Annotated in this window: 14 protein-coding genes and 1 pseudogene; 2 read left to right on the forward strand and 13 right to left on the reverse strand. The window is 45.8% G+C overall.

The features are described from left to right. Positions 1–7: 7 nt before the first annotated feature. The 4 genes from X919_RS0114385 to leuS all read right to left on the reverse strand — a co-directional run bounded on the left by X919_RS0114385 (position 8) and on the right by leuS (position 6,543). Positions 8–2,005: a type IX secretion system anionic LPS delivery protein PorZ gene (locus X919_RS0114385; RefSeq protein ID WP_028900713.1), complete on the reverse strand. Its 1,998-nt coding sequence runs from the start codon at positions 2,003–2,005 to the stop codon at positions 8–10. 36 nt (positions 2,006–2,041) lie between these two features. After that, complete coding sequence (locus X919_RS0114390) at positions 2,042–2,644, reverse strand: non-canonical purine NTP diphosphatase (RefSeq protein ID WP_028900714.1); 603 nt, start codon at positions 2,642–2,644, stop codon at positions 2,042–2,044. Next, positions 2,641–3,615: a YitT family protein gene (locus tag X919_RS15580; protein WP_036918128.1), complete on the reverse strand. Its 975-nt coding sequence runs from the start codon at positions 3,613–3,615 to the stop codon at positions 2,641–2,643. Before X919_RS15580 ends, X919_RS0114390 begins: the two co-directional genes overlap by 4 nt. 72 nt (positions 3,616–3,687) lie before the next feature. Continuing rightward, positions 3,688–6,543: a leucine--tRNA ligase gene (gene leuS / locus X919_RS0114400; RefSeq protein WP_028900715.1), complete on the reverse strand. Its 2,856-nt coding sequence runs from the start codon at positions 6,541–6,543 to the stop codon at positions 3,688–3,690. Positions 6,544–6,856: 313 nt separating this feature from the next. Between leuS and X919_RS16960 the strand changes: the two genes are divergently transcribed. Beyond that, positions 6,857–7,027, forward strand: coding sequence for a hypothetical protein (locus tag X919_RS16960; protein ID WP_004381103.1), 171 nt, complete (start codon positions 6,857–6,859; stop codon positions 7,025–7,027). Between the two features lie 180 nt (positions 7,028–7,207). Here the strand turns inward: X919_RS16960 and X919_RS16780 are convergent, their stop codons facing one another. The 3 genes and pseudogenes from X919_RS16780 to X919_RS15585 form a co-directional block, all read right to left on the reverse strand. Then, positions 7,208–7,312: a smalltalk protein gene (locus X919_RS16780; protein WP_004381104.1), complete on the reverse strand. Its 105-nt coding sequence runs from the start codon at positions 7,310–7,312 to the stop codon at positions 7,208–7,210. A 90-nt stretch (positions 7,313–7,402) separates the two neighbouring features. Then, entirely contained in the window at positions 7,403–7,858 is a 456-nt protein-coding gene (locus X919_RS0114415) for an HU family DNA-binding protein (RefSeq protein WP_028900716.1), read from the reverse strand. A 75-nt stretch (positions 7,859–7,933) separates the two neighbouring features. After that, a pseudogene (locus tag X919_RS15585) lies at positions 7,934–8,341 on the reverse strand (D-Ala-D-Ala carboxypeptidase family metallohydrolase); the annotation flags it as partial. A 387-nt stretch (positions 8,342–8,728) separates the two neighbouring features. Here X919_RS15585 and X919_RS15740 point away from each other — a divergent pair. Beyond that, on the forward strand, positions 8,729–9,178 hold the full coding sequence (locus X919_RS15740; RefSeq protein ID WP_216592166.1) for a hypothetical protein: 450 nt from the start codon (positions 8,729–8,731) through the stop codon (positions 9,176–9,178). Positions 9,179–9,236: 58 nt separating this feature from the next. Here X919_RS15740 and X919_RS0114430 read toward each other — a convergent pair whose 3' ends face one another. From X919_RS0114430 to X919_RS0114460, 6 genes are all read right to left on the reverse strand, one after another. Beyond that, positions 9,237–9,833 carry an ORF6N domain-containing protein gene (locus X919_RS0114430; protein WP_081759485.1) on the reverse strand — a complete coding sequence of 199 codons (597 nt, stop codon included), beginning with the start codon at positions 9,831–9,833 and terminating at the stop codon, positions 9,237–9,239. A 184-nt stretch (positions 9,834–10,017) separates the two neighbouring features. Then, the gene (locus X919_RS15745) at positions 10,018–10,572 is read right to left on the reverse strand and encodes a hypothetical protein (protein WP_051502564.1); all 555 of its coding nucleotides are present in this window, start codon (positions 10,570–10,572) and stop codon (positions 10,018–10,020) included. A gap of 87 nt (positions 10,573–10,659) precedes the next feature. Further along, positions 10,660–11,178 carry a hypothetical protein gene (locus tag X919_RS0114440; RefSeq protein ID WP_028900718.1) on the reverse strand — a complete coding sequence of 173 codons (519 nt, stop codon included), beginning with the start codon at positions 11,176–11,178 and terminating at the stop codon, positions 10,660–10,662. 198 nt (positions 11,179–11,376) lie between these two features. Further along, positions 11,377–11,952 carry a hypothetical protein gene (locus X919_RS15600; RefSeq protein ID WP_028900720.1) on the reverse strand — a complete coding sequence of 192 codons (576 nt, stop codon included), beginning with the start codon at positions 11,950–11,952 and terminating at the stop codon, positions 11,377–11,379. Between the two features lie 477 nt (positions 11,953–12,429). Continuing rightward, positions 12,430–13,476 carry a ribonucleotide-diphosphate reductase subunit beta gene (locus X919_RS0114455; RefSeq protein ID WP_025071272.1) on the reverse strand — a complete coding sequence of 349 codons (1,047 nt, stop codon included), beginning with the start codon at positions 13,474–13,476 and terminating at the stop codon, positions 12,430–12,432. Between the two features lie 186 nt (positions 13,477–13,662). Then, a complete protein-coding gene (locus X919_RS0114460) occupies positions 13,663–16,182 on the reverse strand; it encodes a ribonucleoside-diphosphate reductase subunit alpha (RefSeq protein WP_028900721.1) in 2,520 nt (839 codons plus the stop codon). Positions 16,183–16,616 lie beyond the last annotated feature (434 nt).

Genomic DNA, 16,616 nt, shown 5'->3' on the forward strand with positions numbered 1-16,616 from the left:
CGTTGGTTTAATTCACGATAGCCACCCGGCACACCACGCCTTTCGTGCCGTCGGGTGTGGCCACCTCAACGAGATAGATGCCCGAAGCCACGCGCTGTCCGTGCTGATTGGTGCCGTCCCAGCTGAAAAGGGCGCCGTTGCTGCGGCCTTGTTTCACCAATCTTCCGTCGACGGTGGTAATCTTCACGTCGCTGTTGTCCATCAGTCCCACGATGTTTATCGGCCCCGTGTAACCCGGTTCTACGGGGTTGGGGTAGGCATAAACCTGGTCTTTTAGCAGCGCATCGGCCGAGAGAAAGGCCTCGCTCTGCACCGAACAGAGGCCAGCCGCCGTGCCGATGTAGAGCGTTCCGGTGGTGTTGTCGAAGGCAAGGCTTTCAATGGCGTTCGAAAGGAGAGGGCTGTTTTCGGCCGTGTAGTGGGCTAATTGGCGTTGGTTGTCGCTGCTCACGAGGTAGAGGCCGTTGCTTTGCGTGGCCATCCACTTGCGGTTGGCGTTGTCGATGACGATATTTGTGATGTCGACACCGCTGAGAAGATAGTCGGCAAGGGTTGTTCCGTCGTTGCGAGGAATTTTGATTTGCTCGAAGATGGGGTTTGCTTTTTGCGCTTCTTCGGGCGAGAGGACGAGCGGCCCCACATTGGTTCCCACCCAGAGGTTGCCCATTTTGTCGCGGGTTATGCAGCGCACATACCACAAGTTGTCCACCGTTTGCCCATCCTGGTTGACGAAAGTGGTGAACGAGGTGATGCGCTCGGTGCCCACATCAACGCGATAGAGCGACGGACGGGTCCAGTTGTCGTTGACCAACCACAGCGCGTCGGGGGTGAAAAATTGCAGCTGTCGGCCGTTGGCTAAGCTGCGTTGGCCAAAAGTCATGAAGGCATTGAGCTGCGGATGGTGCCACTGTTGGCCGTCGAAACGCAGCAAGGAGGCCGTGAGCGACTGACTATTGAAGAGCCAAAGCTGCCCCGTGGCATCGAATTTCACGCCCGTAACCAACTGATATTCGCGGTCGTTGTTGGCCGTGGCGGTGCCGATGGGCGAGTTGCTGTCGTTATAAAAAGCCTTCAGACGGCCGTTTTGAAACTCGTAAAGACCGTTGCGTGCGCCGGCAAAGAGATGGTTTTCGTCGCGCGGATCGATGTCGATGGCACACACATCCTGATAATGCAAATGGGTTAGGGGTTGAATGTCGGCCTCACCTGCATACACCTGCCAGTGCCCTTCGTGCATCACTTGCACGCAACCCGGGCGGAAGGGTTCGCTCTTGCCGCCGCAGGTGTAGAGCCGGTGGTTGTGAAAGCGCATGAACCCAAAGTGGTTGTAGGCCGGACCATCGGGCGAAACCTGCGCCACCTTCGCCCACAATGCCGTGTTGTCGACGGGTGTTTGTGCCACGAAAGTGCCCGTGTGCTGCCACGAGAGCGGGTCGGCGAGGTTGCTGTTGAGCGGGCATTGCAACATTCCTGCCGTGGGACTGGCGGCCTTGAGCAGCTGTTGTTCCACCCAACAATAGGCCACCGGGATCGAAAGGTTGTAGGTGTCGCTCACCTCGGCGCGTGCGATGTTGAGGCGAACGATGCCAAAGCCCGTGGCAAGGAAGGCGTCGTTGCCGTGCTGACAGATGCTGTTCACGGTTTTATCGGCCGTGAGCTGGGCGTCGCGATAGGCGCTCAGGTGGGTCACTTGCCCATCGTCGTCGAGCAAATCGATGTTGCCATTGACATAGACCACCACGAGGCGGTGGGCCGAAGTGTTGTAGCTGATGTGGGCAATGGCGGCATCGGCGAGGCCATTCACCTTGTCGAAGGTGCGGATGCTGCGGTCGTTGGGGTGATAGGCATAGAGCCCTTGCGAGGCCAACACATAGAGGAGGTTGCGATGTGCCTGCGCTATTTCCTGTTTTTGTTGATAGGAGAGGTAGTTTTTCCAAACGGGCGTCTGGGCAAAAAGCCCGACGTTGAGCGAAAGAAAAACAAGGAGATTGGTGAGCTTTTTCATCGTTTTTAGCCTGCAAAGTGCATGGTTTTCGTGACTTTATCGGCCTGTTTTCAAGAAAAGAGCCAGCTGTTCGACGGCGCGTGCACGATGACTGATTTTGTTCTTAATGGTTTCTCCCAACTCGGCAAAGCTCTGATCATAGCCGTCGGGGATGAAGATGGGGTCGTAACCGAAGCCCTCTTGCCCATGTTTCTCGGTGGCGATGTGGCCTGTGACGATGCCTTCGAACTGGTGTTCGATGGGCTTTTTGGGGTGGTTCTCGTCGACTTGCAACAACGAGATGACGGTGCGAAATCGGGCGTTGCGGTGGGGCTCGCCGGCCAATTCGCCAAGCAGTTTGCGCATGTTGGCCTCGCTGTCGTGGCCTGCTCCGCCTGCATAGCGTGCGCTGTAAACGCCGGGTGCGCCATGGAGTGCCTCCACTTCCAAGCCCGTGTCGTCGGCAAAGCAGCTCAATCCATAGTGCTCGAACACATAGGCCGCCTTGATGTGGGCGTTCTCTTCGAGTGTTTTGCCCGTCTCTGGAATGTCGACTGTGCAGCCGATGTCGCTGAGTGACACGATTTCGATGCTGCTGCCGAGGATGCTTTTAATCTCGCTCAGCTTGTGGGCGTTGTTGGTTGCGAAGACAATTTTCATGCTTTTTCCTTTTGTTGTTGCTGCAATCGTTGCTGATGGAGCTTTTTATTGATTTTCACTTTCATCTCATCGAAGCCCTCACCATAGACACCGATGACGCTGCTTTGGCTGACAAAGGCGTGTGGGTCGGTGAATTTGATGATGCGAAAGATGGTGGTGCTTTCAAATTTCTTGGCCAAGATGCAGAGCACTTTCACATCTTTTCCCGTGTACCAGCCGTGCCCATCGAAGATGGTTACGCCGTGCCCGGTCTCTGTTCCGATGGCTTCGGCCAACTCTTGATACTTGCTTGAGAAGATGAGAAACTGCACACTCTCGCGCCGGGCATTCATGATATAGTCCAAAGAGAAGTTCTCAAGGGTCATCACACAGAGGCCGAACATCACTTTGTGGGCGCGCTCTAAATAGGTACCGAAGGCCGGAAAGAACATGCAACTGCCGATGATGCAGAAGTCAATGGCAATCAAAATGCGTCCCAATGAGATGTCGTGATACTTGTTTACGGAGGCGGCGATGATGTCAGATCCGCCGGTTGAGCCGTTATGCAGGAACACTGTGGAGAGCGCTACGCCTGTTAACACGCAGCCAATGACCATTGACATGAAGTCTTGTCCTTCGCCTAAAAGCATGATAGGAAGACCATTGGTCTGTTTGGGGACGATGGCTTGCACGAGCGTTAGCAACACGGCGAGCAGCAAAATGGCGTAGATGGTCTTCACCATGAACTTAAATCCCAAGATGAACAGTGCCATGATGAGCAAGACACCATTGATGATGATATAGGTATATTGCATGTGGAAGCCCGTGGCATAATAGATAATCGCTGACATTCCCGTGGCTCCTCCCGCCACAATCTTGTAGGGCATCAGGAACAACACGAAGGCTACGACATAGATAAGAATGCCTAACGAGATGAAGCTATAGTCTTTGATCTCGTTCCATATCTGCACTTTTTTTAAGTTGGCAATCATAGATTTACGATAGGTTGAATGAAAAAGGCAAGTGCAGGCCACCTGTTGCGGGGCGTTGCACTTGTCGTTTGTTTATTGAATAACGATGTTTACGATTTTCTTGGGCACGATAATCACTTTCACGATGGTCTTGCCTTCTAAATACTTTTGGCTGCGTTCGTCGGCCTTTGCCTCGGCTTCGATGGTGGCATTGTCGGCATCGGCGGGGAAAACCTTTTGGAAACGTGCCTTACCATTGAAGCTAATGGTGAGCTGTATTTCGCTCTCTACCAAATAACTTTCGTTGGCTTTGGGCCACGAAGCATCGCAAACGGTGGTCGAATGGCCTAAGGCATGCCACAGTTCCTCGGCGATGTGGGGAGCGAATGGTGCCAGCAACACCACCACATCTTGCAGCACTTGGCGGCTGTGGCATTGCTGTTGTCCCAGCTCATTGACGGCAATCATGAAGGCCGAGATAGAGGTATTGTAGCTGAAGCGCTCCATATCCTCGCTCACCTTCTTGATGAGTTTGTGCAAAGTCTTGAGATTTTCCTTCGTGGGCTGGCTGTCATCGACGAGCAAAGCATCGCTGTTTCGGCCATAGAAGAGCGCCCATAGCTTCTTGAGGAAGCGGAAACAGCCGTCGATACCATTGGTATCCCAGGGCTTACTGGCCTCTACCGGACCGAGAAACATCTCGTAAAGGCGCAGCGTGTCGGCGCCATATTCGGCAATGATGTCGTCGGGGTTGACCACGTTGTGCATGCTCTTCGACATCTTTTCAACCGCCCATCCGCAGTGATATTGTCCTTCTTCAAGCACAAACTCGGCCTGTTCGTATTCGGGTCGCCATGCTTTGAAGGCGTCAACGTCGAGGATATCGTTCTTCACCAAGCCCACCCACACGTGAATGGGCGTGGTGTCGTATTGGTCTTTCAGTCCCTTTGACACGAAAACGGGTGCTTTGTCTTTCGCCGTGTCGTTGACACGATAGACAAAGTTCGACCGGCCTTGTATCATTCCCTGATTGACCAACTTCTCAAAGGGTTCTTCTTTGCAGCTCACACCATAGTCGAAAAGGAACTTATTCCAAAAGCGACTGTAAATTAAATGGCCTGTAGCGTGCTCCGTTCCGCCCACATAAAGGTCGACATTCTGCCAATAATGGTCGGCTTCCTCGCCCACAAGTGCCTGCGTGTTATGCGGATCCATGTAGCGAAGGTAATAGGCTGAGCTGCCTGCAAAGCCCGGCATGGTGTTCAATTCCAAGGGAAACACCGTCTGTTGGTCAATCCGCTCGTTCTCCACCACGCGTTGATTGGCCTCGTCCCACGCCCATTTCTTCGCGCGTCCCAAAGGCGGTTCGCCACTTTCTGTGGGCTGATATTTGTCGATTTCGGGCAGTTCGAGGGGCAGACAAGCCTCGGGAATCATGTAGGGAAGTCCATTCTTATAATAAACGGGGAAGGGTTCGCCCCAATAACGCTGCCGTGAGAAGATGGCATCGCGTAGGCGATAGTTCACTTTTACGCGGCCAAGACCATGGCGGGTGACATATTCTTTGGTATAGGCAATGGCCTCTTTCACCGTTTTTCCATTCAGGGTGAAGTCCTCAAACACGGCTTTTCCGTCGCGAGGCGAGTTCATCACGATACCTTCTTTTGCGTCGAAGCTCTCGTTTTCCACATCGGCGCCCTCGATAAGTGGCACGATGGGCAGGTTGAAATGCTTGGCAAAGGCATAGTCGCGACTGTCATGTGCGGGCACAGCCATCACTGCTCCGGTGCCATAGCCTGCCAAAACATACTCCGAAATCCAAATGGGTATCTCCTCACCCGTGAAGGGATTGACAGCATAGCTGCCTGTAAACACGCCCGTCACCTTGCGATCACTCATGCGATCGAGCTCGGTGCGCTTCTTCACATAGTCCAAATAGGTGGCCACTTCGGCCTGTTTCTCGGGTTTGGTGAGCGTGCCAACGAGTTCGCTTTCGGGTGCCAATACCATGAAGGTGACGCCAAAGATGGTGTCGACGCGGGTGGTGAAAATAGTGATTTCGCGTGCCTCGCCGGCCACTTTAAACGCAATCTCGGTGCCTTCAGAGTGGCCAATCCAGTTGCGTTGCGTCTCTTTGATGGCATCGGTCCAGTTCACTTTGTCTAAACCCTCCAACAAACGCTGGGCGTAGGCCGACGTGCGTAGACACCATTGCTGCATCTTTTTCTGAATCACGGGGTAGCCCCCACGCTCGCTAACGCCGTTAACCACCTCGTCGTTGGCAAGCACTGTGCCCAACTCGGGGCACCAGTTGACCATCGTTTCGCCCAAGTAGGCGATGCGATAGTTCATCAACGTGCGCTGCTGTTGCGCTTCATCATAGGCTTTCCACTCGGCAGCCGTGAACGAAAGTTCCTCGCTTTGCGCCACATGTAGCCCCGCAGTGCCCTGGGCTTCAAAATGCTTCACGAGCAAATCGATGGGCAATGCCTTTTGCTGGTCGTTGTCGAAATAGCTCGAAAACATCTTCTCGAACGCCCATTGTGTCCAGTGATAATAGGCCGGATCGCAGGTTCTCACCTCACGACTCCAGTCAAATGAGAACCCAATCTTGTCCAACTGCTCGCGGTAGTGCGCGATGTTGGTCTCGGTAGTGAGTGCAGGATGTTGCCCAGTCTGTATGGCATATTGCTCGGCAGGCAATCCATAGGCATCATAACCCATGGGGTTGAGCACGTTAAAGCCTTGCTGTCGCTTGTAACGGGCATAGATATCGCTGGCAATATAGCCTAAAGGATGGCCCACATGCAAGCCGGCTCCCGAGGGATAGGGGAACATGTTGAGCACATAAAACTTGGTCTTCGAAGCGTCTTCAACCACCTTATAGGTCTGTTGTTCGCGCCAGACTTTCTGCCATTTTTTCTCTATTTCACTGAAGTTATAATCCATTCTTCCGATTGTTTGATGGGGCTTGCGGCACCTTCGCGCCTTCACCTTAATATAATATGTTCGCAAAGGTAAGGCTTTTCGTGCATAATGCAAAAGTAAAGCGCGAAAAAGCGCAAAAAAACCTCCTTTGCTGTCCGTTGTTCTTGCGCTGCTCTCACGCCAGGATGAGTGTCCCATGGAAATATAAATCGCATGCTTCTGCTGCGGCTATGCCAGTTTAATCTTCGCCAATATCTTATGCAGTGTTTGTTGATTACACGGAAAAAGATTATCTTTACATAGCTATTCATCGTTATGATTAAACTTTTTATAGATGAAACAAACGATAGATACCTATAGGCTGACAAGCATGGAGGAACCCACAGAGGCTTTCTTGTCGCAGATTATGCGCGAAGCTGCTGAAGAAGCAGCACAATCAAATCATGCTGCCACGCGCTTGTTTTTTGATCAGTTGCGACAGGCTGCCGCAAAGGTAGATGCGTGATAAAACGCCATTTCAGTCGAATCTTCTCGTCAAAACGTATAAGTGCATAAGGGAGAAGGTGGTATGAAGGCGACTATAGCCCGTAGTAGGAGCTTATGGTCACACTTTTATTTTAAAAACCTCCCCCACTTTTAAACCTTAAAAGCAGGGGAGGCGTTGTTATCGGCTTGCGAAAGGGATTCACTCGCCCAGCTCTTTGGCTCCTAATGCGCCTAAGATAGCGGTGGCCAAAGTGATGATGATCTTGATAACAACTTTCCAATCGTCAGTTCTAAACTTGCTCATTTTGATTTGATTATTAAGGTGAAACATGATTTTAAGAAGGGCTTCGCTCCCCAAAGGCGGTGCCCCGAGGAGCCGAAGCAAGGGGAAGGCTTATCCGCCTACGGCTGGAGTGCCCGCTGGTTTCTTGTTGATGACATAGGTGCCATGCTCTTGCAGAGCCACACCGCGGAGCAACTCCTTCACGTGTTTGTGGGCATCGCGGTCCAAATTCGACGCAGGAAGGAAGTTTACATGCAAGCTCTTCACGTTCTTCACAGGATTAAATTCTCCTGCTGTGGCCGCTGGTTTGCAGCGCAACCCCACTTTAAACGTGCCCAAACCATCAATCTTTACGCGCTTGGAGTCTTGCAGATGGGTGGTCATCACCTCTACCAACTCAATTAAAACGGCGGTCACGTCGCTGCGCTTGAGCGAACAGTTGCGCTCAATCTGGGTGGCGATGGTCTCTAAGTCGACAACGCCTTGGTGCACGGCACGCGCATAAAACTTCTTGTAACCAGCACTTTTCTTGTTTTTGTTCTCGTAGATTTTGTACAATACAGACATAATTCTGTTCCTTTCTTTTTGTTAAATTGTTAATTAAATTATTATGGTCATTCTTATAAGAATAGGCTGTTGTGCTTACTTCTTAGCGGTAAGGTGGAAGGCTTCGTGGCGATTGCGTTGTGGTGCGCGTCGATAGCTCACGTGCAACCAGCAACACCCATTGCGCATGGCATGCTCAAAGAGCAGTTGATCGAAGGGCAGGTGGTGGCGAATGTAGTCGAAATAGCGACGTCCTTCAGCCTCGCTCGCCACATGGATGTCGGCTGCTTCGCCCAATAGGTGTTGTGAGTTTTGCTTTCCTCTAATCACTTTATTTAAAGCGGGTGAGCGATAACCGCTGGCAATAATAATTCGCCCAAATCTCAAGCGCAGAGGTTCTAATACCATCTTGCAAAGCGCTTGCAAATTTTCTTCTTCGGCTTCTGTGGGGGTGTTGTCGATACCCAACTTTAAAGCCACGCCCGAATGGTTCATCTCGGCTTTTGAGAAATGGGGCGAATACCATTTTTTTGATTTGTGTTCATTTCAGTTCTGTTTATTAAGGTTCAGAAGATTGGTCTTACTGAACTGATGCAAAGGTACAAATTTTTGCCCTATGCTGTCAAGCTTTTTGGAAGATATTTGGTGATACAATTGTTAAGTTTTGCTCGGTTTTAAGGACTATTAACGGAAAATGGTGCATATGGAAAAAATATTTCCACGAAAACTATTAACTTTGTAGGCGCAACTCCATCCATAAGGTCTGTGTGCTTTGGCGTGCTTCTTGTTGTCTTGGGCGCGTTGTCTTATAGGGGCTTTTTGCGAGGTGCGTCTTCTTTCTGGCGTGCTATATATAATAAGGTGAAAGTTTCACTGTTAACATTAACCATCATGGATCCTATCCTCTGTGCATTAAAAAATGAAATCTCGGCCCTTTTGGCACTCACTCCGGCCGACAATCTGTATTGGTGTGGCAGCCACACCGACCTTTTCGAGGCGGCAGCCCTCGTGTGTACCTCTTTTCCGCTCTACACTTCGGCAGGGCATCTCTATCGTGTGGGGCCGCTCATCCACGACCTTTGCCTGCGGTTGCATCTTGAAGAGCCCCACAATCCGCGCGCCTATCTCTTTAAAGCCAAGCATAGAAAGTACATCCGTCAGCTGCCTTTCCAACAGCGTTATGCGCAGTGTCTGCAGCAAATGCCGCGCCCTTTGTTTGCCATGATACGGGTGGGCGAGGGGAAGGATCTCCCTTTCTGCTCGTCATCTCCGCAGCCTGCTGCCGGTATGCGCGTGGCGGATGCACCCGATGCGTTGGATGCCACACGTCATGAGGGCTGATACTGAGGGGCATCCACCGCTCAATGGGAAGGGAAAAGGCGACGGCGTGGCCTTGGGATTACCCCTTTCGCTCTCGTGTTGTTTCCAACTCCCATTTAAAGAAGCCTAAGTTTACGCCGAAAGTCATTCGCTGAACGCTGATGGGCATGGGGTCGGCAAAGACCTCATCCATCAAGTTTTTGAAGGCATTCTGCTCTTGAGCGGTCGGCAGTTCGCCACCTTTTGCAATCTCATCGTTGGCCTGTTGCATGGCTCTTGCCAACTGACGGAGCTTTGTAAACGTCTCGATGATGGCAATGGTGGCTTCAGTTGCGAGGGTCGACTTGATGATGGTGGCGAGCATATAAAGCCCTTTCTCGGTAAAGGCTTTCGGAAGAACAGTTGAATGTTTCAGCGGATTGAACCGGTGGAAATTTTCCACCAGTTCCTTTTTCTCTTCTTTTTCGAGGGTGATGATATAGCCTTGTGGAAATTTATCAGGGTTATTCTTGACGGCTTTGTTGATATCTCTCGTCTCCACCCCATAAAGTTCGGCGATGTCTCTATCGAGGATAACCTGCGTATCGCGAAGGACAATGATCTTACTCTCGACTTGTTTTATCTGCTTGTGCTCTCCCATGAGAACAAAGATAGCACTTTTTTCTGAGGTTTCCATGTTTTTCTTCCCGCTTTTCTTTCTGTCCGTTCGCCATCCCGCTCACCCGCCTTCCATTCTTGCCAGCACCCTCTTTCGAGTAACATGCACACCGTTCGCATCAAACACCGCGTTACATAACCCATCGACATGCCACGGACAGCCCACTTATCATCGTTCTGATTTCATTTATCCCCCGCTTCATCTAATACGCAAATGTATAATCTGTTCGGATTAAAATAGATTCAAGCAAGTTCTCTTTGAACATAAAATAGAGCCAAACGCCATCTAAACCAGAGATACATTCTACAACATTAATATTTTTCAATTTGTCCCTACAATCGGAATAGCCTAATAGTGAAAGCAGAGTTAGTTTATCCATTCCAATGCTGATATCCCGCGCTATTTTAATATTGTCTTTTATCACGGCGTTCACAATCTGTATCCTCTTACTGCCATTTTTATCCATAAAGATAACAATAGTGCTGTTTTTATATTTATACTTAAACAGATTGTTGTTTCCCTTTTTGCTGGTAACAGGAACCCTCTTTAATAAAGGGTACCTTTTCTCATACTGATTGACATTACGGAATATCCCAAACGGATAGTATAAAAAAGGATCGGTTGTTATAATCTGCAAGGTATCATTGCTAATCCTCGTTTCTATAATATCCTTTCTATTTTGTCCAGATATAGATGAACATTTCGTAAAAGGTGATAATGCGAATACAGATATGAATAGAATTACAACTTTATTCATTTACAGGTTTTATTGGTTCTTAAAATTAAGCGACATGTTCGGTGTATGTTTTTTTCTATCAACTCCTATATATTCTTGATTCCGGATTCAATTACAAGCAGAGTATGGATTATCGCATTGATCAGGAGGAGACAACCAACCTTCCTTAACCGTATTCTCTTCTATTGTTGTTATCTTTAACCAATTATTAGAACAATCTTTTATTGTATATAGGTCTCCCCAACAAGGATGATTAATATAACAGGATATCTCTGATTTCTCATCTGGCTTTTTATAAAGTCTTATTGTGTCTGTTGTAGCTGGATTTATTCCTAACAGTCTCAATTCTATCCATCCGGATTGATTCAATGTAGAATTTGCATCATTCACGATTTCTACATGGGCAAACTCGTTTTTTATATCATTTATTGTCAATACGGGATAGTCTTCAGCAACTGTGTCATTAATAATAGAATCAACAGGTGTACTCGTTGTTGAGGGCAGTTTATACAAATAAACAAATCTTTGGGTAGGTTTCAACAAACAACTTCCCTTATAACTTTTATTAGTAGAGCAACAACATGCCCCACTAATAAAGATAATTATTAATACTAAAGATATTTTCATTGTCGTCGTACTCTTAATAATCCGCTTTTTGTTTCTCCTAATTGTTTATTGAAGCTATCCCACTGTTTTGGTACAATAAGTAAGCAACCCTCAGATACTCCATGTAATTTTCCACCTTTCTTAAAAGTCCCTGCCCAACCGTCCTTGTTAGGCCTATGGACGAAAACTCCTGTAAGATAATCTTGATTCGGATATATGCTACTCATTTATAAAATCTTCGGTGATAATTATACTTTGGATACGCATATTTGGGGGCAATGTCTTTACTTTATACACCCCAAACCATAGAGGATTATTAGGGGAAATATGGCTAATGTCCATTTGTAATACTATGTTTTTATAGCCTTTTATAGGCAAAAGCAGTATTCCATCGGGAGCAGACTCTATTCTTTTATCATCTATTTGATCTCGAATGTTTTTAATTGTCTGCCCGACAAAAATATTATTTAATCTTATTGTGGGAGATAGAATCGTAATTCGACTAATCTTATTTTTTGCAATCCAATTTCCTTCTAAGACAAGCATTATCTTTCCTTTATGCCTACATTCGAGCATATTCCAATACTCTCCTTCGTCTCCCTCCTCTTCCCTTTTTGTTATTTGGAAAGGGGGAATCACAGCGATTGAATCCATATCTTTACCAAGATAGTGGATATAAGAGGTTAATCTTGTGCCTATTCTCTTTTGATAAAGTAAATGTTGATTATCACATAAGGCATTGACAGCACAATATTGTAATAATATTAAAATAAAATATCTATTTAGTCTTTTCATTTGAAGTCGTATCTGGATTTGATTGTGATGGTTCTTTTCTCGGTGCAGTAACGACTACTTCGGGTAAAATATTTGCATTCCGTAGCTTCATATAGTCTCCATTAAAGTGTTGAAAAATTCTTCGTTTGTTACTTTACCATAATTATTTGCTTCGGGGCTAATCTTTTTCCCATTTTTATCTATCGCATCAACATGTAAATGTGGTGGATAATTATGATATACCTTAACTCCGCAGCATAAATTCTTGTGAGAACTCCAAGTGCCTGGGAAACAATATCCTCAAAACACTTGGATATGTCAGAAATTTCACCTATCTTGGTGCTGCAAACATAACAAGTAAGCAAAAATCTGACATGACAAAGGTAGCAATTAAAAACGAGAATATCACTTCCTTCGGAGGAATTTACATCATTTCTTTGTGGCTTTTCATACTTTGAATTATGAATTACCAAGGTAATTATAATTATGAATTAATACTTATAAGTCATCAATCAGTGCTGTACTCTTAGCGTAAGCTGTACTCTTAGCTTCGAAGAAGTCGGTCTTTACCATGTTAGCATTTGAATACTGACCTACCCACTTCATATTCTCTGGTTCTTTCTGATTATCATCATAGAGGAAACCGAAGCCAAGTCCAGACCAGCGAAGATTTCCCAAATAACGGATATAGTCAGACACCATCTGAGCGTTAAGACCCTGAACATCATTGCCGATAACGTATTGTCCCCATGCTATCTCCTGACGTACACCCTCACGCATCATATCCTCATAAACCTTTACTTTCTCTGAAGTAAACATATCAGGCTCCTCTTTCTTCAGCTCAAGAATAATGCTACGGAACAGCCAGAGGTGTGTATTCTCATCTCTATTGATGTAACGGATCTCCTGTGCAGAACCCGACATCTTACCATTTCGGCTGAGATTATAGAAGAACATAAATCCGCTATAGAAGTAGATACCTTCAAGGATGAAGTTAGCAATAAGCGTCTTCATCAAACTGAACTTATCACGTTTCTCATGGAACTCATTATAACAGTCACCAATAAACTTATTACGGTTCAAGAGATGCTCATCGGTCTTCCATTGATAGAGAATGTCGTTACGCTCTTCAGGACTACAAATAGTATCGAGCATATAGCTATAACTCTGACTATGAATACACTCTTGGAATGCCTGAATATGCAGACAGAGGTTTACCTCGTTTGCAGTGATATACTCACTAAGTGTTGGGAGGTTGTTGCTTTGAAGCGAATCAAGGAAAACAAGGAAGCTCAGAATCTTATCGTAGGCTGTACGTTCAGCCTTTTCAAGACGTGGATAATCCTTAAAGTCCTGTGAAAGATTGATTTCTTCTGGGATCCAAAAGTTGTTCATTGCCTGTCTGTACCAGTCACTCACCCATGAATACTTCATGTTATTGAAGTCATTCAAATTAGTAGTATTGCCACCAATCATTCGTCTCAAGCGCAATTCTATATCGCCTGAAGGATTGAATAAGGTATTACGTTTTAATTGATTGTCCATTATTTCTTATTTATTAAATCCATTAACTGTATTAATTCATAAATCATAAATCAAAATTCATAATTGTGATTAATGATGTAAACTTTATATTCATTGGGTTATTTGACCCATTTCTTAATTTACTAAACTCTGTTATTATTCTAATATTCAACAAAGAAAGTAATCATAATTATGAATTATGAATTATTATGATGAACAGCTCTCACACTCTTCCACCTCTAATGACTTACTACGCACATAATAGATAGTCTTAACACCCTCTTTCCAAGCAAGTAAGTAAAGGTCGAGTATCTGACGCATTGTGAAGTCATTGGTGATATATAAGTTCATACTCTGTGCCTGATCAATATGACGCTGACGTACACCAGAAGCACGAACACTCCACTTCTGGTTGATAAGATAAGCACTCTTATACATCCAGTAAGTCTCATCTGAAAGCTCAGGAGCAACACGTGGGAGCATACTTCCTTTCTTCTCTTCCAAGAAGAAACGCTTCATAATTGGGTCTAAGCCGGCTGTTGTACCTGCAATAATACTTGTACTGCTGGTTGGTGCCACTGCAAGTAGGTAAGCATTACGCATTCCTTGTAATGCAACTGTCTTACGAACATCCTGCCATTCAGCACTATCATAACCACGCTTATCAAAGTAAACACCCGTCTGCCAGTCACTTCCCTCAAAGAATTGATAGCTTCCCTTCTCCTTAGCAAGGTTTGAGCTGGCAAGAATAGCTGCTCGGTTGATAGTTTCAAACACCTTATCCATAAACTCGAGATGCTCTTCACTCTCCCACTTGATGCGACGTTTAGCAAGAGCATGGTGATAACCACTAATACCCAAGCCAATTGAACGATAACGCTGGTTGGTAAGTTGTGCGTAAGGAACAGGATAGAAATTGAGGTTGATAACGTTGTCAAGTGCGCGAACAACTGTTGCAACCTTTTCTCTCATCTTCTCTTCATCCTCCAATGGAAGTCTACCAAGTGACAAACTTGCCAAGTTACATACTACAAATTCACCCGGACGAGTTGTTGTTACAACAACAGTATCACCATCCTTTGTCTCTACTTCCTTAGAAACAGTCTCTATTGGAGCCATGTTCTGAGCAATCTCTGTACAGAGGTTAGAGCAGTAAATCATACCCTTATGTCCGTTTGGATTAGCTCTGTTCACCGTGTCACGGTTGAATGTAAATGGTGTTCCGGTCTCAACAGCAGAACGAAGAATAAGACGAACGATATCTTTAATGCTGATAACACGGCGTGAAAGACGCTGATCATTAACACAATCAAGATACTTACGTTCCCACTCTTCGCCATAACAATCCTCAAGGCAATAACCCTTGATACGCATAATCTCGTTAGGACAGAAGAGCGACCAGTTCTGATTCATGTCTTCCTCAGCCATCTTCCAGAAAAGATCAGGATAGCAAATAGCTGGGAAAATATCGTGCGCCTTCATACGGTCATCACCGTTGTTGGTACGAAGTTGCAGGAATTCAGGTAAGTCTTTGTGCCATACATCTAAGTAAACGGCTACAGCACCTTGTCGCATACCCAACTGATCAACAGCTACAGCAGTGTCATTAACAAGTCTCATCCAACGGATGACGCCACCTGCAACGCCCTTAAAACCACGGATATTACCACCAGTAGCACGTACCTTACCGAAATACATACCCATACCACCACCAAACTTGCTCACCTGTGAGAAGTTATCCAAGCTACGATAGATACCATCCAAACTATCTGGTACAGTGTCAATGAAGCAACTTGAAAGCTGATGACTTGGTTTGCGAGAATTAGAGAGGGTAGGGGTTGCCATCGTTACTTCTAACTTACTAAGCAAGTCATAGATACGACGTACCCACATAAGACGGTCTTCCTTCTCTGGCATAGCAAGATGAAGCGCAATACCAAGGAACATTTCCTGTACACGTTCAATCACTTTACCAGAGTAATTCTTTATAACATAACGCTTTAGAAGTAGATCAAGACCTGAATAATTAAGGAGTTTATTGCGTTCAGAATCAATGAAGGTAGCCGCCTCGTTGATTTCTTCTTCGCTATAGTTCTGAAGAATATAATCACCATAAAGTCCCTCTTCGGTCATATATTTAACCTTACGATAGAAAGTCTTGAGTCCCATTTCTTCCTCTAAACGAGTGATATTCTTCTCAGAACGATAAGAAAGAATACGTGCAGAAATCATCTCCCATGCTGGAGTCTCAGGTGTTGTCAATTCTACAGCTGCCTTGATAAGTGCATCTATAGAGTCCTTTTGTGACATACCAGGCTTCGTGAAGCTGGCGAACTTCTCCTGAAGTGTCACCATACTATAAGAACGCGCGCGGTATTCACGGGCTACACTTTGCAACACATCAGCCAACTCACGATCGTCAGCAGTCCACGCAATGTAGTTGATAGCCTGCCGTTGTTCATTACGCTGATAACGGAAGAGAATATAGTTTTTCGCTTCATCGTAATAACCATGTGCCATAAGACACTTCTCTACACGGTTCTGAATATCCTCAACCGTTCGTAATTCTGGATTGTCAGTGATGAACTGCTCTACTTCACTAACCATTCCGGCTATCTCACTGTCTGAAACATCCTTCCCGGTGCTGATAAAACTCTTTTTAATGGCTATTGAAATCTTTTCGTTATTATAGACCTCTACTACTCCATTACGTTTTGTTATATTCATTACTTGTTTTATAAAGTTTTCTATTTTGTTCTACTTTAATTCGCCACTGAGATTTGCTTATTTATGTATAAGTAGCATATCATTAGCTACTTATGAATTCTAGCGGGTTTTTGTATGGACAAAGTTAAGAAAAAAACTGATATCATAGTTATCCAAAATAGAATATTTTGTGTACTTTCTAACTTTTAATAGTTATCCAAAATAGAAAAGAATTAAGTACTATTTTATGTTTCAGATTGAAATATTCTTAGCTGTTCAAAATCTCTATTTATAGCTTATAAAAGCACTTATTTCGGTATCTAAAATTATAGTTTATGGCTTTATCAAATTGAAAAACGTCTTTCATAATTCTTCAAAACTCTAATTCGAGACCTCTGCAAAACCCCTTCTACAATTTGTCATTCTTAAATATTCTTTGTACCTTTATCGTATGA

Source organism: Prevotella sp. HJM029 (assembly GCF_000599605.1).
Lineage (GTDB): Bacteria > Bacteroidota > Bacteroidia > Bacteroidales > Bacteroidaceae > Prevotella.